Origin of the sequence: Nocardia vulneris (assembly GCF_001613425.1) — a bacterium.
Classification (GTDB): Bacteria; Actinomycetota; Actinomycetes; order Mycobacteriales; family Mycobacteriaceae; genus Nocardia; species Nocardia vulneris.
Window position 1 is genome coordinate 16,078 of the sequence record NZ_BDCI01000023.1, and the last position, 19,157, is coordinate 35,234.

A 19,157-nucleotide genomic window follows, 5' to 3' on the forward strand; every position below is an offset into this window, starting at 1 on the left:
CGCCTCCGACAACGGCGGCAGCCGACGCCGGGGGAGCCGTGCCGTGGCCGCTGCCGCGGAATGCGAACGGCTGCCGCACCGTTGCGTGCGACAGCCGTTTCGTCAGGGGGTCTGGACGGCTTTTTAGTGCCCGCCGCCCTTGTGCTCGGCCTCGGCCGGGCCGGACTTGTCCGATTCGTGCCGCTCGGTCACGACGCCCGCGTCCACCGGCACCTGCACCTGCACGGTCCCGTTCTGCTTGAAGTTGAACGTGACGGTGTAGGTGAGACCCGGACCGATGTCCTTGCTCAGGTTGGTGATCTCGATCAGGATCGGCTTGGCCGCCGGATCGTCGGAGACGGCGGGCTCGGTCGCGTGCTCGCCGGTGCCGTGCGCGTCCGCGGGCGCGGGGGTGCTGCTCGGCGCGCTCGAGGTGGTCGGCTTGGCCGTGGCGGGCGCCGCGTGCGTATCACCGGCCGGTGCGCCGTGCGCGCTCGGCGCGGCCGCGGCCGCGACCACGGTCTGCTGCGGGGCGAGCGCCACCGTCGACTGACCGGCCGCCGGGGTGATCTTCACCGTGCCCAGGTCGGTGCTGATGCTGGTCAGCTCGTCGGGCACGGACGGGCTGTTGTTGACGATGGACAGCGCGATGAGCGCCTTGCCGCCCTTGGCGTTGGTGTACTCGGAGCCGTGCGCGGGGAACACGATGTGCACGTTGCGCAGCGCGATCTTGCCGATGTCCGCGTGGTTGCCGTTGATCGCGGCCACCTGGTCCGCGGTCTGTGAGATCTGACCCGCGCTACAGCCGGTCAGTGCAATCGCCGCTCCGGCGGCGAGTGCGGCAACCGGCACCATGCGACGGCGCACCTTTTGCAAGGCGGTCACAGCTTTCAGGGCAGTCACGGGTTGTCCCTCCATGTCGACCGGGCTCACTCCGCTAGGGAGAGTAATAACTAGGGAGCGTAGTAGTTCGTCCGGCGGGGCGGGACCCGGGGCTCGCGACTCGCGGGCGGTTGGTAACAACTCGATCGAGTGCCGACCGGTTGCGGACGTGCTGCCAGCGGTGTTCGCGGCTGAGTGCGGGCACAATGCGGGGAGTTAACCCGTTCTGGCACAACATAATGCACACCGACCGGGTCTTGTCAAGCCCTGAGGTTGCCTCGTTGTGGCCCTGACCTGCATGGTTGATCGCGCCGTTACCGAGTCGCATGTTAAACTGTGAACATCGAAAGGGGCACGGGACACATGATTTTTAAGGTCGGAGACACCGTCGTTTACCCCCACCACGGAGCGGCGCTGATCGAAGCTATAGAGACTCGCACCATCAAGGGTGAACAAAAAGAGTATCTGGTCCTGAAGGTCGCCCAGGGCGATCTGACTGTTCGGGTTCCCGCTGAGAACGCCGAATACGTCGGCGTACGTGACGTCGTCGGCCAGGAGGGTCTCGATCGAGTCTTCCAGGTTCTGCGCGCGCCGCACACCGAGGAGCCGACCAACTGGTCCCGCCGCTACAAGGCCAACCTGGAGAAGCTCGCCTCCGGCGATGTGAACAAGGTGGCCGAGGTCGTTCGTGACCTGTGGCGTCGGGAGCAGGATCGCGGGCTGTCCGCCGGCGAGAAGCGCATGCTCGCCAAGGCCCGTCAAATCCTCGTCGGTGAACTCGCGCTTGCCGAGGGCACCGATGACGGCAAGGCCGAGACGCTGCTCGACGAGGTCCTCGCCGCGGCTTCCTGACCGTGAACACATTCGACAACGGTGCTCGTCTCACCGACGGAACCGTCGTTGCTTTGGTGCCTGCCGCCGGTCGCGGCGTCCGCCTGGGTGAAGCCACACCCAAAGCGTTCGTCCCGGTCGGCGGCAGCCCTATGGTCCGGCTCGCCGTCGAAGGTCTCCTGGCCTCCGGCGCGGTCGACCGGATCATCGTTATGGTTCCCGCCGAATTCGTCGAGAGCGCCGTTGCCCTGCTGCCGCCCTCGGATTCGGTACACGTGGTCGTCGGCGGCGCCGAACGCATCGATTCGGTGCGGGCCGGCCTCGCCGCCGCACCCGAGGCTGCCTACTACCTGGTGCACGACGCCGCGCGCGCACTCACGCCCCCCGAGCTGATCGCCCGGGTCGCTGCCGAGTTGCGCGCCGGCCATCTCGCCGTCGTTCCCGCGGTGCCGGTCGCCGACACCATCAAATCGGTCGATGCCGCGGGCGCGGTCACCGGGACCCCCGATCGCGCGCAACTGCGTGCCATCCAGACGCCGCAGGGTTTCGCGGCCGAGCTGTTGCGCTCGGCCTATCTGTCCGAGGGTGTGCAAGCCACCGACGACGCCGGGCTGGTCGAACTGCTCGGCACCCAGGTGCGCACCATCCCCGGCGATCCGCTGGCTTTCAAGATCACCACGCCGCTCGATCTGGTGCTCGCGCACGCCGTGCTGGACGGTGCGCGACGTCCCCGGGCGGTCGCGCGATGACCGCCGATATGCGGGTCGGCATCGGCAGTGATGTGCACCCGATCGAACCGGGCCGCCCCTGCTGGATGGCGGGCCTGCACTTCGAGGGCGACGACGGCTGCGCCGGGCATTCCGACGGTGATGTCGCCGCACACGCGCTCTGCGACGCGCTGCTCTCCGCCGCCGGGCTCGGCGATGTCGGCGCGGTCTTCGGCACCGGCCGCCCGGAATGGGCGGGCGTCTCCGGCGCCGCCATGCTGAAGGAAGTGCGCAGGCTGCTCGGCGAAGCCGGTTTCGAGATCGTCAACTCGGCCGTGCAGGTGATCGGCAATCGGCCGAAGATCGGCCCGCGTCGAGCCGAGGCCCAGCAGGTGCTCGGCGAACTACTCGGTGCGCCGGTCTCGGTATCGGGCACCACCACCGACGGACTCGGCCTCACCGGCCGCGGCGAGGGCGTTGCCGCGATAGCAACCGCCCTGCTACAAGCCTGTCGCTGACCCCGCTCCGGCGGACCTGAGCCGGGTCCGTGTACAGGCTTATCTACCAGCTAGGATCGAACGCCGTGACATTGCGCCTCTTTGACACCGACACGCGGACCACGCGCGAATTCGCGCCCCTGGTCCCTGGCCGTGCCTCGGTGTACCTGTGTGGCGCCACCGTGCAGGGCGAGCCGCACATCGGCCATGTGCGCAGCGGTGTCGCGTTCGACGTGCTGCGGCGCTGGCTGCTCGCGCACGACTACGACGTGTGGTTCATCCGCAATGTCACCGATATCGAGGACAAGATTCTCACCAAGGCCGCCGAGGCGGGCCGGCCGTGGTGGGAATGGGCCGCGACCTACGAGCGGGCCTTCGACACCGCCTACGAGACCCTCGGCGTGCTGCCGCCCTCGGTGGAACCGCGGGCCACCGGCCACATCACGCAGATGGTCGACATGATGCAGCGCCTCATCGAGCGCGGGCACGCGTACGCCTCCGCGGGCAACGTCTACTTCGACGTGCAGAGCTACCCCGAGTACGGCAGCCTCTCCGGGCACCGGCTCGACGACGTGCACCAGGGCGAGAGCGCGGGCGAGGGCAAGCGTGACCCGCGCGACTTCACCCTGTGGAAGGCCGCGAAGCCCGGCGAGCCGACTTGGCCCTCGCCGTGGGGCCCCGGCCGCCCCGGCTGGCACCTGGAATGCTCCGCGATGGCCGAGTTCTATCTCGGCCCCGAATTCGACATCCATTGCGGCGGAATGGATCTCGTCTTCCCGCATCACGAGAACGAGATCGCCCAGTCCAAGGCGGCCGGCGACGGATTCGCGAACTACTGGCTGCACAACGGCTGGGTGACGCTGGGCGGCGAGAAGATGTCCAAGTCCCTGGGCAACGTGCTCTCGGTGCCGAACGTGCTCAAACAGGTGCGCGCCGTGGAACTCCGGTTCTATCTCGGTAGCGCGCACTACCGCTCGATGCTGGAGTACTCGGACAAGGCGCTGCACGACGCGGCCCAGACCTATCAGCGCATCGAGGCGTTCGTGCATCGCACCGCCGATCGCGCGGGCGATATTCCGGTCGGCAAGTGGACCGACGCGTTCGCCGCCGCCATCGATGACGATCTCGCCGTGCCGAAGGCGCTGGCCGAGATCCACCGGGTGGTGCACGAGGGCAACAAGGCGCTGGAGTCCGGCGCCGTGGACAGCGCGCGGGACCTGGCCGGACAGCTGCGCGCGATGCTCGGTATCCTGGGTGTCGACCCGTTGGATCCGCACTGGTTCACCCCGCGCGACTCATCGGCGGCGATCGGCGCGCTGGACGTGCTGGTGCGCGCCGAGCTCGACCGCCGCCAGCAGGCGCGAGCAGCGAAGGACTGGGCGAGTGCCGACGCCGCCCGCGATCGATTGCAGGCAGCCGGAATCGAGGTCACCGACACACCGAACGGTCCCGAGTGGGCCCTTGCCGCTGCGCAGCACTTGCCGCCGGACGCGCAACAACCTGGAAAGGCCGACTGATGGCAGGCAATTCGCAGCGCCGTGGTGCGATCCGCAAGGGCGGTACGAAGAAGGGCGCCGTCGTCGGCTCCGGTGGTAAGCGCAGGCGCGGGCTGGAGGGTCGCGGCGCGACCCCGCCCGCCGAGGCGCGTACCAAGCATCCCGCCGCCAAGCGGGCCGCCGCTGCCGCGAAGGCGGCCGCGGCCGGTCGTGGCGGGCCGCGCGGCGGCGGTGCGGGTCGTCCGGCCGGCCGCAAGAACGACGACGGCCCGGAGATGGTGCTCGGTCGCAACCCGGTGGTCGAATGTCTGCGTGCGGGCGTGCCCGCCGCGGCCCTGTACGTGGCCGTCGGCACCGAGAACGACGAGCGGCTGACCGAGAGCGTGAAGCTGGCCGCCGACGCCGGCATCTCCATCCTGGAGGTGCCGCGCACCGATCTGGATCGGTTGAGCGCCAACGGAATGCATCAGGGGATGGCCCTGCAGGTGCCGCCGTACCGGTACAGCCACCCCGACGATCTGCTGGACCAGGTACGCAATTCGGCCGAGCCCGCGCTGCTCGTCGCGCTGGACAACATCTCCGATCCGCGCAATCTCGGCGCGGTGATCCGCTCGGTCGCCGCGTTCGGTGGCCAGGGCGTGCTGATCCCGCAGCGGCGTAGCGCGAGCGTCACCGCGGTCGCCTGGCGCACGAGTGCGGGCGCCGCGGCCCGGCTGCCGGTCGCCCGGGCCACGAATCTGACTCGCACGCTGAAGGATTGGGCCGCCCAGGGGATCCAGGTGGTCGGTCTCGACGCGGGCGGCGACACCACCCTCGACGATTTCGACGGCCGCGAGCCGACCGTCATCGTGGTCGGCTCGGAGGGCAAGGGCCTGTCCCGGCTGGTGCGCGAGAACTGCGACGCCATCCTCGGCATCCCGATGGCGGGCCCGGTCGAGTCGCTCAACGCCTCGGTGGCCGCGGGCGTCGTGCTCGCCGAGATCGCCCGCCAGCGTCGCTCCTGAGCGGTCCTGCGGCGCCGCTGATCGGCGGGGTCGCGGCGGCGGCGGGTCCCGTAACGGCGAAACACCCGGTGGCGCACCGCAACCGGCAATAGCCGCGCACTTGTGGGACGGCCCCGTAGAATTCGGCTCGTGGTGATACCCAATCAGCCGATCGGCAACCCGGTCGAGCATCCGAACGCGACGGCGGTGCTCGCACTCGGGGCGGCCAGCGTGTTCTGCTGTGGCGTGCTCGGCCCGGTGGCGTGGGCGATGGGCAAGCGCGCACTGGATCAGATCGAGCAGTCGCACGGCGCGTATGGCGGTCGTGTTCAGGTGATGGTCGGGTACATCCTCGGGATCATCGGCACCATCCTGATGATCATCTTCGCCATCCTGTTCCTGCTGATCCTGCTGGGCGGCAACGCTTAAGCCTCAGTCCAGGCTCGGCCGTTCCCGGTCCGGCCGCTCGTCCCAGGCCGGCCACTCCGTGCTGATGCTGCCGGTCCAGTTGGGCTGGCGGCGTTCCTTGAACGCGGCCATCGCTTCGTCGCCGTCGATGCTCTTGCCGACGTGCTGGTTGAGGTCGGACTCCAGCTGCCCGACCACGGCCGGGCTCATGCCGAGCCCCTCCCACAGCAGCCGCTTGGACATCGCCACCGGCAGCGGCGCGGACCCGCTCGCGATATCGTGCGCGACGGCCAGCGCCATCGGCAGCACCTCGCCGCCGGGCAGGCAGGCGTTGGTCAGGCCCATCGCCTTGGCCTCGTCACCGTCGAAGGTGCGCCCGGTCAGCATGATGTCCGCGGCATTCGCCATGCCGATCAACCGGGGCAGGGTCCAGTGCGCGTAGCCGTCCGCGAGCACCCCGCGCCGCACCTGGTTGAGCCCGTAGACGGCGTCGCGGGCCATGTAGCGCAGATCGCATTGCAGCGCGAGGGCCAGGCCGAGGCCGACCGCGTGGCCGTTCACCGCGGCGATCACCGGTTTGCGAACCCGCCACGGCGGTGGGTCGATGGTCGCGCTCACGTCGCCGACGCGACTGGACAGGTCCGCGCCCGCGCAGAACGCGGGCGGGGTGCCGGTGATCACGACGGCGCGAATGGCGTCCTCGGCGTCGCAGCGCTGTAGTGCGGCGCTCAGTTCGTCGGCCATCGCGGGCGTGCAGGCGTTCTGCTGAGCGGGTCTGTTGAGCGTGAGCACGGCGATGCCGCCGGAGACATCGACGAGCAATTCCGAACTCATGCCAGCGATGTTAGCTCTGTTCAATTTGGCGAGCAGGTCGATTCCCGGCTACTGGACCGTGCGCAGCACCTTGCGACCGATGGCGTATTTGTGGACTTCGGTCGGGCCGTCGTAGAGCCGGAAGGCACGGATGTCCCGGAAGATCATCTCGACCACGGTCTCGTCGCTGATGCCGATCCCGCCCAGGACCTGCACGCACCGGTCGGCGACCTTGAAGAGTTCCTCGGAGACGAACGATTTGGCGATCGAGCTCTCGTGCCGCGCCTTCTCGCCCTGATCCATCAGCCAGCAGGCGTGCCAGATGGTGAGCCGGCACTGGTGCAGCGCGACCTCGTTGTCCGCCAACATGAACGACACCCCTTCGTGCTCGCCGATCGGCTTGCCGAACGCGGTCCGGGTGCGCGCGTGCTCCACCGCGATGCTCTGCGCGCGTTCGGCCGCGCCCAGCCAGCGCATGCAGTGCGTGAGCCGGGCCGGGGCCAGCCGCAGCTGGGCGTAGCGCAGGGCCTGCCCGGCCTCGCCGAGTAGCGCCGATTTCGGCAGCGTGAGGTTGTCGAAGCGGACCACGCCGTGCCCGGCGACGTAGTTGCGGTCCATCGTGTTCATGGTGCGTTCGATGACGATGCCCGGCTGATCGCCGTCGGTGAGGAACAGGGTCGGTCCCGCGGGCAGGTGCGGGTTCTCGGCGAGCCGGGCCATGATGATCCACGTCTTGGCGCCGTTGGCCCCGGTGATCAGCCATTTGCGGCCGTCGAGGGTGAAGTTCTCGCCGTCGAACGTCGCGGTGGTGGCCAGCTGCGCCGGGTCCGAGCCGGCGCCGTCCGGCTCGGTCATCGCGAACACCGACCGCTGGTGTCCGGCGACCACCGGCGCCAGGTAGCGCTCGACCTGTTCCTGGTTCGCGACCTTGGACAGCAGAAACATATTGCCCTCGTCGGGCGCCGCGCAGTTCATCGCGATCGGGCCGAGGGTCGACCAGCCCGCGGCCTCGTAGATGACCGCCTGCTCGATGTGGCTGAGCCCGCGGCCGCCGAGCGCTTCCGGCGCCTGCACGGTGAGCAGCTTCTCGGCCCGCGCGAGTTCGACCAGCTCCTGACGCAGTTCGTCGGTCGGACCGTGCGCGGTCAGGCGCGGATCGCGCTCGAACGGAACGATCTTGTCGATGACGAACCGGCGGACTCGATCGCGTTCGGCGGCGAGCTCGGCGGGAATCGAGAAGTCGATCATCGTTGGTCACCAATCGTTCGGGGGTGCGTGCGTTCGAGCATACGAAACCCAGCTAGAGCGACTGAAGGCACCCGCCCTCAATGGGCGGGCAGCCGGCTGCCGGGCGCTCACCCGAACCTAGGCACCGCACGGCACGTACGCGTAGAGATCTCCGGCCATATTTCCACCGCCGCACCCTTTCCGCGCTCCCGCACCCGCTCCGGCCTGCCGTAACGGGTGCGAGCAGACGGAAGGGGTGCGGGAAGGTCAGCGGACGCGGGCCAGTTCGCGGCGGCGGGTACCGACCACTCGGGCGATCACGTAGATCAGGAACGAGATGGTGGTGACGAAGGTGGAGACCGGGACGCCGGGGGCCAGCGACAGCAGGATGCCGCCCACAGCGGCGAGTTCGGCGAAGACCACGGCCAGCACCGTTGCCCGGACCGGGTCGGCGGTCAGTTGCGCCGCCGCGGCGGCGGGCGTGATCAGGAGCGCGAGTACCAGTAGTGCGCCGACGATCTGGACGCCGAACGCCGCGGTGATGCCCAGCAGTACCGCGAACACGATGGACAACGCGCGGACCGGCACGCCGCGAGCGACCGCGACCTCCGGGTCCGAACTGGCGAAAAGCAAAGGGCGGTAGACGATCGCGAGCACCGCGAGCACGCCGACGGTGCAGGCGGCCAGCAGGCCGAGGCCGCCGTTGCCCACGCTGACGACCTGCCCGGTCAGCAGCGAGAACTTCGATCCGGCACGGTCCGGGCCGAGCCAGAGGAACAGCACGGACAGGCCGAGCCCGAACGACAGCACCACCGCGATCACCGAATCGCGTTCGCGCGCACGGGTTCCGAGCAAGCCGAAGAGCACCGCCGCGACCACCGAGCCGGCGATGGCGCCGACCCCGACGCCGATCCCGGCGAGCAGCGCCGCGGCCGCGCCGGTCAGCGACAGCTCGCTGGTGCCGTGCACCGCGAACGACATCTGCCTGCTGATGATCAGCGGACCGATCACGCCGGAGAGCAAGCCGAGCAGCGCGGCGGCGAGCACCGCCTGCTGCACGAAGTCGTAGGAGAGCAGGTTCGCGGTGGTGCCGAAATCGAACATCTTCGACAAGACGCCGGACAGTTTGTCGATCACGAGCGGACCCCGGTCGCGTCCGAGTCGGAAACCACTGTGCCCGAGGCGATACCGGCACCGGCCGCGCCGTGGCAGTGCGCGCCGGCGGTGCCGAGCGCGTCCATCGTGTCCCCGGTGCCGACGACCACCAGCCGCCCCCGCACGCGCAGCACATCCACCTCCGTTTGATACAGCTCCGACAGTACCGCCGAGGTCATCACCTCGTCCGGCGTACCGATCCGGAACTTGCCGTCCACCAGGTACAGCACCCGATCGACCAGCGGCAGAATGGGATTGATCTCGTGGGTGACGAAGAGCACGGCGGTGTCGTGGCTGCGGCGGCGTTTGTCGATCAGCTCCGCGACCAGGCGCTGGTTCGCCAGATCCAGGCTGAGCAGCGGCTCGTCACACAGCAGCACCTTCGGGTCGCCGACCAGCGCCTGCGCCACCCGCAGCCGCTGCTGTTCGCCGCCGGACATCGTCTCCAGCGGCGCGTGCGCGAACCGCTGTGCGCCGACGTCGGCGATCGCGGCGGCGACCTTGCGCTTGCGCTCGGCGCGCGAGCGGAGCCCGAGACCCCAGCGGTGCCCGTCCACGCCGAGCCCGACCAGGTCGACCCCGCGCAACTGCACCCCGGCGTCGATCGTCTTCTGTTGCGGCACATAGCCGATATCGGGATTGCCGGTGCGCGCCGGCGCGCCCGCGATCGCGGCGGTGCCCGCGCTGAGTCCCTGCTGGCCGAGCAGGACCTTCAGCAGCGAGGTCTTGCCCGATCCGTTCGGGCCGAGGACGGCGACGAATTCACCGGCCGCCACCGCCAGATCCAGGTCCTGCCAGAGCGTCCGGTCGCCGTAGGACAGGCGGGCGCCGTCGAGCCGCACCGCCGAGACGTCGTTCGCGGTCGCCCGCGCCGGATCGGTGTGTTCGGTCAGCGCGGCTCCCTGGTGCATGGCGGTGGTGGTCAACGCAGCGCCGCGGCGAGCGCTTCGGCGTTCTTGGTCTGCCACTGAATGTAATCCACTCCGTCCGGCAGGGTTTCGGTCACCTCGACGACGGGAATGCCCGCGGACTGGGCGATCGAGCGCAGCTCCTTGGTGATCTTGTCCTGGGTCTGCACGTTGTAGACCAGTGCGCGAACCTGCTTGCCGGTCAACAGTTCCCGGGTGGCGGCCACCGCGGCGGGCGCGGGGTCGGTCTCCTGCTCGATCGCCTCCTGGAACTCGTGCGGCGTCCGGTCCTCGGCGCCTGCGGTCAGCAGCAGGTAGTGCGCGAGCGGTTCGGTCTGCAGCACAGGCGTTTTCGGGTGTTCGGTGGCGACCTTGGCGGCGATCGCGACGATCGCGCCCAGCCGGTCCTTGAAGGCGGTGGCCCGCTCGGTGTACCCCGGCGCGTGGGCCGGATCCAGCGCGCCCAGTTCGGTCGCGATCTTGTCGGCCACCAGCCCGACGGTCTTCAGGTCGTAGAAGACGTGCTCGTTCTCGTCGCGCTGGTCGGCGCGCAGGGCGAAGGCGTCCACCACGCGCTTGCTCTTGCCCGCGACGGCCTTCTCCGCGAATTCGTCGTAGCCGCCGCCGTTGTAGACGATCAGGTCGGCGTCGCTGAGTTTCGCCGATTCCACCGCGGAGGTCTCGTGCGAGTGCGGGTCCGCGGTCGGGTCGCTGATCAGCGATTCGACCTTCGCGTCCGGTCCGGCGATCGCGGCGGCGATATTGCCCCAGGCGTTGGTGGACGCGATCACCGACGGTATGCCGGAATCCTCGGTGCTGCCGCAGGCGGTGAGCGTGACCGCGGTGGCCACTCCGACGGCGATACCTGCGAGTCTGCGGGCGAGTCGGGTCTTCACGCGGCACTCCTGGAACGCATAACAGCTGGTGACGCACTCGAGCGGGTGATACAGCGCAGCTTAATGGAAATGGTTTCTGTTTCACTTTAGCAACTGCGCGTCGCCGACACGAGCCGGGCCCGCCGACTGCCGTGCGCGGACGGCGGCCGACGGGCCCGGAAAAACCACGAAGGACCAGCTAAACGAGGGCCTCCACCGGTTGCCCGAGCAGCTGCGCACACCGCAGCAGGCCGAGGTGGCTGTAGGCCTGCGGGTGATTACCGAGCGAACGCTCGGCAACCGGATCGTATTCCTCGCTGAGCAGTCCGGTCGGTCCGGCCACGTCGACCAGCTGGGCGAACAGCGCCTCGGCGTCCGAGCGCTTGCCGATCAGCAGGTAGGCCTCGACCAGCCAGGCCGCGCAGAGGTGGAAGCCGCCCTCGCCGCCGGGCAGGCCGTCGTCGTGGTGGTACCGGTACACCGTCGAGCCGCTGCGCAGTTCGGCCTCGGTCGCGACCACGGTCGCGGCGAAGCGCGGATCGGACGGATCGATCAGTCCGCTCAACCCGATGTGCAGGGTGGCCGCGTCCAGGTCGGTGCCGTCGTAGGCGGCGGTGAACGACTGGACCTCGTCGTTCCAGCCCTTGGTCTTCACCTCGTCGGCGATGGTTTCGCGCAGCACCGCCCAGGCCGGATCGACCTCGCGGCCGAACTTCTGGGCCAGCGTCAGCGCGCGATCGATGGTCATCCAGCCCATCACCTTCGAGTACACGTGATGGCGCGGGTTGCCGCGGATCTCCCAGATGCCGTGGTCGGGTTCCTGCCAGCGCCGCTGCACCGCGGAAACCATGGCGCGCACCAGTTCCCAGTCCGCGTCGGGCAGCGCCCGGGCCGGGTCGGTGATGCCCTTGAGCTCGCGCGCGTGCGCCAGGCTCGCGATGAGATCGACGATCGGGCCGAACACGTCCAACTGCACCTGCATGTTGGCCGCGTTGCCGACCCGCACCGGGCGCGAGCCCGCGTAGCCGGGCAGCTGGTCGATCACGGCTTCGGGCGGCAGCGTCTCGCCGTACAGCGTGTACAGCGGGTGCAGCCGCTCGGGGCCGGGCAGCGTCTCCAGCACGCGGTGCACCCAGTCGAGGAACTCCTCGGCCTCGCCGAGCGAGCCGAGCGAGACCAGCGCCTGCGCGGTCAGCGAGGCGTCACGCAGCCAGCAGTAGCGGTAGTCCCAGTTACGCACGCCGCCGATGTCTTCCGGCAGCGAGGTGGTCGCGGCGGCCAGGATGGAGCCCGACGGCGCGTGCACGAGCCCGCGCAGGGTCAGTGCCGAGCGCTTCATCAGATCCGGCTTGAGCGAGGGCAGATCCAGCGTGCCCGCCCACTGCGACCAGTAGCCCTCCGCAATGCGCCTGCGTTCCAGCTCCGCGGTCTGCGCGGGGCCGAGATCGGAGGTGCCACAGCGCATCTCGAGCACGATCGGGCCCTGCGACGGATCGACCACGGCGCGCGCGGAGTCGTGCGTGCCGTCGCTGACGATCTGCCATTCCAGGCCGGGGGAGCGCAGCACCATCGGATCGTTGGTGCCGAGCACCCGCAGCCCGTTCGCGTCCGCCTCGATGGTCACCGGCACCTGGCCGAATTCCGGCCGCGGCGCGAAGGTCACCACCGCGCGCGCGTCGCCGGTGATCACCCGGGTCAGGTCGGTCCGGGTCGGCGCCACGTCGTGCGGCAGGTAGTCGACCACTTGCAAACTCGCCCAGCGGGTTTCGACGGTCATGGTGCTGTCGATATAGCGCTGCGAGAGCGGCAGGCCCGCGCGTTCCGGCTCGATGGTGAAGTGACCGGCCTGCGGACCGCCGAGCAGATGCGCGAACACCGCGGCCGAGTCCGGTTCGGGGTGACAGAACCAGGTGACCGTGGCGTCGGGGGTCAGCAGCGCCACCGAACGCGGGCTGGCCAGCATGGTCAGCCGCTCGATCCGGGGTGCGCTCGCGCCGGCCAGCCAGGTACGCCGCTCCTCGAGCAGGAAGGCCAGCGCGCACGACACGTCCTCGGTGCTCTCGACGCGGTACTTGGCCAGGCTCTCGCCCTCCCCGACCTTGATGCCGAGGTCGGGGCCGGACAGGACGCGGAAGGCCTTCTCGTCGGTCACGTCGTCCCCGAGGAACACCGCGGCGGACGCACCGTGCTGGTGGCGGATGGTGTCGAGGGCGGTGCCCTTGTCGGTCTGCACCACGGCCAGCTCGATGACGGCCTTGCCCTCGGTCACCTGCACGCCGAACCAGCAGGCGGGGCCCTGTCTGACCTGGGTCAGCGCGCGGTGCCCGATCTCCGGGCTCGCGTTGCGCACGTGCAGTGCGACGCTGGCCGGTTTGATCTCGACCGTCACGCCCGGGTTCTCGGCGGCGACCTGGGTCAGCGCCGTCTGCACCTCTTGCAGTAAGTGTTTGGCGTCGTTGTCGATCGCGTGCACGAAGCCCACGTCGAATTCCGAGCCGTGGCTACCGATCAGCTGCACTTCGACCGGCAGGCGCGAGAGCGCCGCGAGGTCGCGCAGTGCACGGCCGGAGATGACCGCCGCGGTCGTACCGGTGAGCCCGGCGAGCGCGCGTAACGCGCTCACCGATTCCCGGTGCGGAAACGCCTTGGCCGGGTCGGACACGATGGGCGCAAGCGTCCCGTCGTAATCCGAGGCGACCAAGAGTCGTGGCACGCGCGCGACCGTCGACAGTGCACGACGAAGTTCCAGTGGCAAATCCTGTGCGCTCACGCATCCAACCTAGTGATCGGAGGAGTTTTTTCAGGGGCGGGCAGAACAATACTGGGTTGAATTCGCCGCACCGACGCCCGCCGCTATGCGTGCGTTGTGTCTGATTTTCCGCGCGCTGGGCCGATCTCGCTCGCCGCCGCCGGGATTCGGGTCCGAACGGCGGCGATCGATGACCGCGACGCATGCGCTGCGATCACGCGGACGCGCCACGGCTCGGGCACGGCTCCCGCAAAACTCACGCTAACCCGCGGCCGAGCGGCGCCGGACGAGCGCCGGTGCGGAGTTCCGGCGGACACTCGGTTTCGAGTGTGATCTTCCACACGAGCGCGCGGAGCATCCGAAATTTTGCCGGATATGCGCGGGCTGTCCGGTGTCGGACGGCCGCGCGCAGCGCCGAAATTTCCCAGCGCGGGGAACTAGGAGTTCTCGCCGAGCAAAAGATCGACGGTGAGCTCGAGGCGCTCGGTCACGTCGGTCGCCGAGGCGCGCCGGGTCAGCCAGGCCACCAGGTTCGACAGCCAGACGTCGCTGATCACCCTGGCGATGGCGAGCTGGCGGTCGGTGGGTTCGCCGTCGTTCATGGCGCGGGCGAACAGGCGGTCCATCACCTTGCCGACCCGATCGACCTCGGCGGCCGCGGACGCGTCGGCGAACATGAACGCGCGGGTCATCGCCTCGGTGAGCAGCGGGTCGCGCTGCATCATCCGGGTGATCTGGGTGAGCAGCAGGTGCATGCGCTCCTGCGGCGACTGCCCGGCAAGCGGCTTGCGCTTGCTCTCGATCTGCTCGAATTCGCGCGAGAGCGCGGACACCAGCAGGTGCACTTTCGAGGGGAAATACCGGTACAACGTCCCGACTGCGACATCGGCGCGTTCGGCCACCGCGCGCATCTGCACCGCGTCGTATCCGCCCTTGGAGGCCAGCGCCAGCGTCGCGTCCAGAATCCGCTTGCGGCGTTCCCGCTGCGCGGCCGAACTCAGCTCGTCCTCACTCAGCGTGGCGACCGGCGCCGGACTCGAGTCGGTCGGCTGCGATCGGGAGGGGCTGGCCATGGATAAGAGTCCTTTCCGGAAACGTCATTTCGGTACTGGCCTGGGCGGCGGTTCGGGCTCCGCGGTCGTCTCTTGACTTCCGCACAGCTAGGATATTAGAACATGTTCTAGGTGTGGGAGTCACGCCGGGAAGGCGGTACGGAGTGTGACCATCGCCACCACTGACGAGCATAAAGCCGTCCAGGAGTCGATGCGCGGATGGGCCGGATCGGCCCGTCCGATTGCAACAATGCGGACCGATCCGAGCGCCTTCTGGCGTGCGTATTGGCCCGGTCTCGCCGACCTCGGCATCTTCCGGGTCGCCGTCGCCGAGGACGCGGGCGGCGCCGGCGGTTCGGTGGCCGACCTGGCCGTGCTGCTCGAGCAGGCCGCGCACGATCTGGTCGGCGGGCCGGTGCTGAGTACGGCGCTGGCCAATCTGATCACCGCGGGACGGCTCGACGAGCGGCAACCGTGCGGTGTCGCGCTGGACGTCCTTGTCGGCGCGCAGGTCACTGTACCCGCCGCCGCGGACGCGATGTCGCTCACCGGTTCCTGGGACGCGGTGCTCGGCGCGGCGCCGGAAACCGCCGTGTTGCTTCCGGTTTCGACCCCGAGCGGGCGGCGCTGGGTGCTGGTGCCGCCGGACGCCGACGGCCTGCGCGTGGAACCGCTCGCGCCGCTCGATCTGAGCACGCCGCTGGCGCGGGTGCACTGCGCCGATGTGCGGGTGCCCGCCGAAGCGGTGTTCGCCCCGGCCCACGCGGTCGAGGATCTGCTGGTGGTGCTGGTCGCCGCCGAACTGGCCGGGCTGGCCGGCTGGTGCCTGACCACCGCGGTCGAATACGCCAAGGTGCGTGCGCAGTTCGGTCGCAAGATCGGCTCGTTCCAGGCGGTCAAGCACATCTGCGCCTGGATGCTCTGCCGGACCGAACTGATCCGCGCGGTGGCCGCCGACGCCGCCGCCGCGGTGGACGAGGGCGGCGCGGAGCTGCCGATCGCGGCCGCGATCGCCGCGGCGATCGCCTTGGACGCGGCCGTCGAGACCGCCAAGGATTGCATTCAGGTGCTCGGCGGCATCGGCTTCACCTGGGAGCATGACGCGCATCTGTACCTGCGCCGCGCGGTGGCGCTGCGGCAACTGCTCGGTGGTTCGGCGCACTGGCGCGCCCGGGTGACCGAGCTGACCCGCGCCGGACACCGGCGTACCACCGGGGCCGACCGGATCTTCGCGGCCGAGGGCGTGGCCACCGTCGACGACGATCGGGCCGGCGAACTGGCCGCCGAGGTGGCCCGGATCGCGGCGCTGCCCGCCGACCGGCAACGCGCGGCCATGGTCGAGGCCGGATTGGTCATGCCGCACTGGCCGAAACCCTTCGGCCGCGGCGCGGATCCGATGACCGGCCTGCTGATCTCGGAAGAACTGCGCCGGGCCGGGCTCGCCGCGCCGGATCTGGCGATCGGCGGCTGGGCGGTGCCGACGCTGCTCCAGCACGGCAGCCCGGCGCAGATCGAACGGTTCGCCTGGCCGACCCTGCGCGGCGAGGTCGTCTGGTGCCAGCTGTTCAGCGAGCCCGAGGCCGGATCCGATCTGGCCGCGTTGCGCACCACCGCGAAACAGGTGGACGGCGGCTGGGTGCTGCGTGGTCAGAAGGTCTGGACTTCGCTGGGCGACAAGGCCAATTGGGGCATCTGCCTGGCCCGCACCGATCCCGACGCCCCGAAACACCGCGGCATCAGCTACTTCCTGGTCGACATGCACAGCGCGGGGGTCGAGGTGCGCCCGCTGGTGCAGATCACCGGCGAAGCCCGGTTCACCGAGGTGTTCCTCGACGACGTCTTCGTGCCGGACGAGGCACTGGTCGGCGCGCTGCACAACGGGTGGAAGATCGCCCGCTCGACTTTGTCGACCGAGCGGGTCGCCATGGGCGGCAACGGAATCGGTCCTGCGCTCGAGGAATTGATCGCGAAACTCCCGGCCACCGGCCCCGGCGCGGAGCTGACCAACGACCGGCTCGGCGGGTTCGTCGCCGAGGCGATCGCCGGGCTCCTGCTCGAGCAGCGGGCCGCCGTCGCGATGCTCGCGGGCGGCGATCCCGGCGCACAGAGCAGCGTGCGCAAACTCGTCGGTGTCCGGCATCGGCAGGCGGTCGCGGAATTCGCTGCCGAGACGGCAGGTCCCACCGGTGCGCACGACTCCGAGGTGGTAAAAGAATTCCTGCTCACACGCTGTTTATCGATCGCAGGGGGTACCGAACAGATCTTGCTGACCGTGGCCGGTGAGCGGATCCTCGGGCTACCTCGCGACGCCGACAGCTAGTCGACGAGTCAACTGGAGTAAAGCGTGGACTTCACCAGGGACGAAGGTCAGGACGCGGTGGCCGAGGTCGTCGTGAGTTTATTGGAGCGCGAACCGGCCCGGGATATCGCGTTGTGGCCGAGTCTGGTCGAAAGCGGGCTGCTTTCGGTGGCGCTGCCGGAGCGCTTCGGCGGCGACGGTATGGGCCTGCCCGAGGTATCGGTGCTGCTCACCGAGCTGGCGACCGACGCGGTCGCGGTGCCCGCCCTGCCGACGCTGGGTTTCGGCGTGCTGCCGCTGCTGACCCTGCTGCCCGATGCGCTCGCCGAGCGGGTGTTTCCCGAGGTGGCGCAGGGCGCGGTGGTCACCGCGGCGCTCAGTGAGCCCGCCGCGCCGTTCGCGGTCAAGCCGGAGACGGCGGCGGTCGTCGAGGGCGGCGCGGTGCGGATCACCGGTCACAAGATCGCCGTGCCCTACGCGGAGCAGGCGCGCTGGCTGCTGATTCCGACCAATTCCGGTATCGCACTTGTCGATTCGGCGGCAAAGGGGGTGATCCGGGTGCCGTCGCCGGCATCGGGCGGGATTCCGGAGTGCACCGTGCGGCTCGATCGCGTGGAGATCCCGGCGGAGCAGCTGTTGCCCGGCGGCCTCGCGCAGCTGCACCGGTTCGCCGTCGCCTCGATCGGCGCCGTCGCGGACGGGCTGCTGAAGGGCGCGCTCGTGCTCACCGCCGAACATCTACGCACCCGGCGGCAATTCGGCCGCCCGCTGGCCGAATTCCAGGCCGTCGCCCAGCAGATCGCCGACCTCTACGTCGTCTCGCGCACCCTGCATGTCGCCGCGGTCTCGGCGAATTGGGCTTTGGCGCAGGATGATTCCAGCCCTGAGCATCAGGAGCGGATCGACGACGATCTCGACGTGCTCGCCTACAGCGTGGCCGCGGATCTGCCCGCCGCCATGCAGAAGTGTCATCACCTGCACGGCGGGCTCGGCGTGGACATCACCCATCCGATGCATCGCTACTACTCACAAGCCAAGGACATCGCTCGCTGGCTCGGCGGCGCATCGTTCCGACTAGATCGATTGGGGGCCAGATGTTCATCGACCTGACCACCGAGCAACGCCGGCTGCGCGACGAATTGCGTTCTTACTTCGCCGATCTCGTCACCCCTGCGGAAGAGGCGGCAATGTCGGTGAACCGGCACGGCGACGCCTACCGCGCCGTGGTCCGCCGGATGGGCCGCGACGGCTGGCTCGGCGTCGGCTGGCCCAAGCAGTACGGCGGGCAGGGTTTCGGCCCGCTCGAACAGCAGATCTTCTACAACGAGGCGGTGCGCGCGGATGTGCCGCTGCCGCTGGTCACGCTGCTGACCGTGGGCCCGACCCTGCAGCAGTTCGGCACCGAGGCGCAGAAGAGTCAGTTCCTGCCCGGAATCCTGTCCGGCGACATCCATTTCGCGATCGGCTACTCCGAGCCCGAGGCGGGCACCGACCTGGCCTCGCTGCGCACCGCCGCGGTCCGCGACGACTCGGGCGACTGGATCGTCAACGGGCAGAAGATCTTCACCACCGGCGCGCACGAGGCCGACTACATCTGGCTGGCCTGCCGCACCGGATCGGTCGAGTCGCGGCACCGCGGCATCACCATCCTGATCGCGGACACCACCGATCCCGGCTACTCGTGGACGCCCATCATCACCTGCGACGGCGCGCACCACACCAACGCCACCTACTTCGACGACGTCCGGGTGCCGGCCGACATGCTGGTGGGCGAGGAGAACAAGGGCTGGCGGTTGATCACGACGCAGCTCAACCACGAGCGGGTCGGCCTCGGCCCGTCCGGCAAGATCGAGCAGCTTTATGACCGGGTGCGGGCCTGGGCGCAGCCGCGCGGGGTGCTCGGCGAGACCGAGGTGCGCCGTTCGCTGGGCCGCATTCGCGCCATGGTCCGGTTGAACGAGCTGTTGAACTGGCAGGTGGCCGCGACCTCGGCGAGCGCGGACCCCGATCCGAACGGCGTGATTGCGGACGCCTCGGCGACCAAGGTCTTTTCCACCGAGTCGTTGCAGGAAGCCGGCCGGCTCGCCGAGGAAATCGTCGGGCGCTACGGCGATCCGGCCGACACGGGCACCGCGGAGCTGCTCACCTGGCTGGACCGGCGGACCAAGCAGAACCTGGTGGTGACCTTCGGCGGCGGCGTCAACGAGGTGATGCGCGAGTTGGTCGCCACCGCCGGGTTGAACCTGCCGCGAGTACCCAGATAGCCATAGCCACAGCTAGTCGAGAAGGAGCCGCG

The 19,157-nt window shown here is 69.5% G+C and carries 17 protein-coding genes; 9 read left to right on the forward strand and 8 right to left on the reverse strand.

All coding sequences use genetic code 11. The features are described from left to right. Positions 1–123: 123 nt before the first annotated feature. Entirely contained in the window at positions 124–864 is a 741-nt protein-coding gene (locus NVU01S_RS24460) for a hypothetical protein (RefSeq protein ID WP_043676655.1), read from the reverse strand. Between the two features lie 360 nt (positions 865–1,224). On the opposite strand from NVU01S_RS24460, the gene carD reads away from it, so the two are divergent. The 6 genes from carD to NVU01S_RS24490 all read left to right on the forward strand — a co-directional run bounded on the left by carD (position 1,225) and on the right by NVU01S_RS24490 (position 5,804). Continuing rightward, entirely contained in the window at positions 1,225–1,713 is a 489-nt protein-coding gene (gene carD, locus NVU01S_RS24465; protein WP_011206964.1) for an RNA polymerase-binding transcription factor CarD, read from the forward strand. A 2-nt stretch (positions 1,714–1,715) separates the two neighbouring features. Further along, positions 1,716–2,441, forward strand: coding sequence for a 2-C-methyl-D-erythritol 4-phosphate cytidylyltransferase (ispD, locus tag NVU01S_RS24470; protein ID WP_052280997.1), 726 nt, complete (start codon positions 1,716–1,718; stop codon positions 2,439–2,441). Between the two features lie 8 nt (positions 2,442–2,449). Then, on the forward strand, positions 2,450–2,917 hold the full coding sequence (gene ispF / locus NVU01S_RS24475; protein WP_029898869.1) for a 2-C-methyl-D-erythritol 2,4-cyclodiphosphate synthase: 468 nt from the start codon (positions 2,450–2,452) through the stop codon (positions 2,915–2,917). A 65-nt stretch (positions 2,918–2,982) separates the two neighbouring features. Beyond that, on the forward strand, positions 2,983–4,413 hold the full coding sequence (gene cysS / locus NVU01S_RS24480) for a cysteine--tRNA ligase (RefSeq protein ID WP_043676657.1): 1,431 nt from the start codon (positions 2,983–2,985) through the stop codon (positions 4,411–4,413). Then, positions 4,413–5,396 (forward strand): 23S rRNA (guanosine(2251)-2'-O)-methyltransferase RlmB, encoded by a 984-nt coding sequence (gene rlmB, locus NVU01S_RS24485; protein ID WP_043676659.1) that lies wholly within the window; start codon positions 4,413–4,415, stop codon positions 5,394–5,396. Before cysS ends, rlmB begins: the two co-directional genes overlap by 1 nt. 129 nt (positions 5,397–5,525) lie before the next feature. Next, the gene (locus NVU01S_RS24490) at positions 5,526–5,804 is read left to right on the forward strand and encodes a DUF4190 domain-containing protein (protein WP_014981320.1); all 279 of its coding nucleotides are present in this window, start codon (positions 5,526–5,528) and stop codon (positions 5,802–5,804) included. A 3-nt stretch (positions 5,805–5,807) separates the two neighbouring features. Here the strand turns inward: NVU01S_RS24490 and NVU01S_RS24495 are convergent, their stop codons facing one another. The 7 genes from NVU01S_RS24495 to kstR all read right to left on the reverse strand — a co-directional run bounded on the left by NVU01S_RS24495 (position 5,808) and on the right by kstR (position 14,583). Further along, positions 5,808–6,617 (reverse strand): enoyl-CoA hydratase/isomerase family protein, encoded by an 810-nt coding sequence (locus tag NVU01S_RS24495; protein ID WP_043676661.1) that lies wholly within the window; start codon positions 6,615–6,617, stop codon positions 5,808–5,810. Between the two features lie 48 nt (positions 6,618–6,665). Next, the gene (locus tag NVU01S_RS24500; protein WP_043676663.1) at positions 6,666–7,844 is read right to left on the reverse strand and encodes an acyl-CoA dehydrogenase family protein; all 1,179 of its coding nucleotides are present in this window, start codon (positions 7,842–7,844) and stop codon (positions 6,666–6,668) included. Positions 7,845–8,090: 246 nt separating this feature from the next. Beyond that, positions 8,091–8,927 (reverse strand): metal ABC transporter permease, encoded by an 837-nt coding sequence (locus NVU01S_RS24505; protein ID WP_373864215.1) that lies wholly within the window; start codon positions 8,925–8,927, stop codon positions 8,091–8,093. A 29-nt stretch (positions 8,928–8,956) separates the two neighbouring features. Then, entirely contained in the window at positions 8,957–9,889 is a 933-nt protein-coding gene (locus NVU01S_RS24510) for a metal ABC transporter ATP-binding protein (protein WP_052281004.1), read from the reverse strand. Between the two features lie 11 nt (positions 9,890–9,900). After that, positions 9,901–10,782: a metal ABC transporter solute-binding protein, Zn/Mn family gene (locus NVU01S_RS24515; protein ID WP_043676667.1), complete on the reverse strand. Its 882-nt coding sequence runs from the start codon at positions 10,780–10,782 to the stop codon at positions 9,901–9,903. 178 nt (positions 10,783–10,960) lie between these two features. After that, positions 10,961–13,531, reverse strand: a complete 2,571-nt coding sequence (otsB, locus tag NVU01S_RS24520) for a trehalose-phosphatase (RefSeq protein WP_043676669.1) — start codon at positions 13,529–13,531, stop codon at positions 10,961–10,963. Positions 13,532–13,947: 416 nt separating this feature from the next. After that, positions 13,948–14,583 carry a cholesterol catabolism transcriptional regulator KstR gene (kstR, locus tag NVU01S_RS24525; protein WP_014981327.1) on the reverse strand — a complete coding sequence of 212 codons (636 nt, stop codon included), beginning with the start codon at positions 14,581–14,583 and terminating at the stop codon, positions 13,948–13,950. A 145-nt stretch (positions 14,584–14,728) separates the two neighbouring features. Here kstR and NVU01S_RS24530 point away from each other — a divergent pair, with 145 nt between their 5' ends. The 3 genes from NVU01S_RS24530 to NVU01S_RS24540 are packed head-to-tail and all read left to right on the forward strand — an operon-like array spanning position 14,729 to position 19,125. Beyond that, the gene (locus NVU01S_RS24530; RefSeq protein WP_043676671.1) at positions 14,729–16,882 is read left to right on the forward strand and encodes an acyl-CoA dehydrogenase family protein; all 2,154 of its coding nucleotides are present in this window, start codon (positions 14,729–14,731) and stop codon (positions 16,880–16,882) included. A gap of 24 nt (positions 16,883–16,906) precedes the next feature. Further along, positions 16,907–17,971 carry an acyl-CoA dehydrogenase family protein gene (locus NVU01S_RS24535; protein ID WP_043676673.1) on the forward strand — a complete coding sequence of 355 codons (1,065 nt, stop codon included), beginning with the start codon at positions 16,907–16,909 and terminating at the stop codon, positions 17,969–17,971. Beyond that, positions 17,956–19,125: an acyl-CoA dehydrogenase family protein gene (locus tag NVU01S_RS24540; protein ID WP_043676675.1), complete on the forward strand. Its 1,170-nt coding sequence runs from the start codon at positions 17,956–17,958 to the stop codon at positions 19,123–19,125. Before NVU01S_RS24535 ends, NVU01S_RS24540 begins: the two co-directional genes overlap by 16 nt. Positions 19,126–19,157: the final 32 nt, after the last annotated feature.

What these genes read in the sequence shown, in the direction of transcription:
- ispF (WP_029898869.1), top strand. Translation starts at nt 2,450, where the DNA reads ATGCGGGTCGGCATCGGCAGTGATGTGCACCCGATCGAACCGGGCCGC.
- NVU01S_RS24500 (WP_043676663.1), bottom strand. Translation starts at nt 7,844, where the DNA reads ATGATCGACTTCTCGATTCCCGCCGAGCTCGCCGCCGAACGCGATCGA.
- carD (WP_011206964.1), top strand. Translation starts at nt 1,225, where the DNA reads ATGATTTTTAAGGTCGGAGACACCGTCGTTTACCCCCACCACGGAGCG.
- NVU01S_RS24495 (WP_043676661.1), bottom strand. Translation starts at nt 6,617, where the DNA reads ATGAGTTCGGAATTGCTCGTCGATGTCTCCGGCGGCATCGCCGTGCTC.
- NVU01S_RS24540 (WP_043676675.1), top strand. Translation starts at nt 17,956, where the DNA reads ATGTTCATCGACCTGACCACCGAGCAACGCCGGCTGCGCGACGAATTG.
- kstR (WP_014981327.1), bottom strand. Translation starts at nt 14,583, where the DNA reads ATGGCCAGCCCCTCCCGATCGCAGCCGACCGACTCGAGTCCGGCGCCG.
- NVU01S_RS24510 (WP_052281004.1), bottom strand. Translation starts at nt 9,889, where the DNA reads ATGCACCAGGGAGCCGCGCTGACCGAACACACCGATCCGGCGCGGGCG.
- NVU01S_RS24505 (WP_373864215.1), bottom strand. Translation starts at nt 8,927, where the DNA reads ATGTTCGATTTCGGCACCACCGCGAACCTGCTCTCCTACGACTTCGTG.
- rlmB (WP_043676659.1), top strand. Translation starts at nt 4,413, where the DNA reads ATGGCAGGCAATTCGCAGCGCCGTGGTGCGATCCGCAAGGGCGGTACG.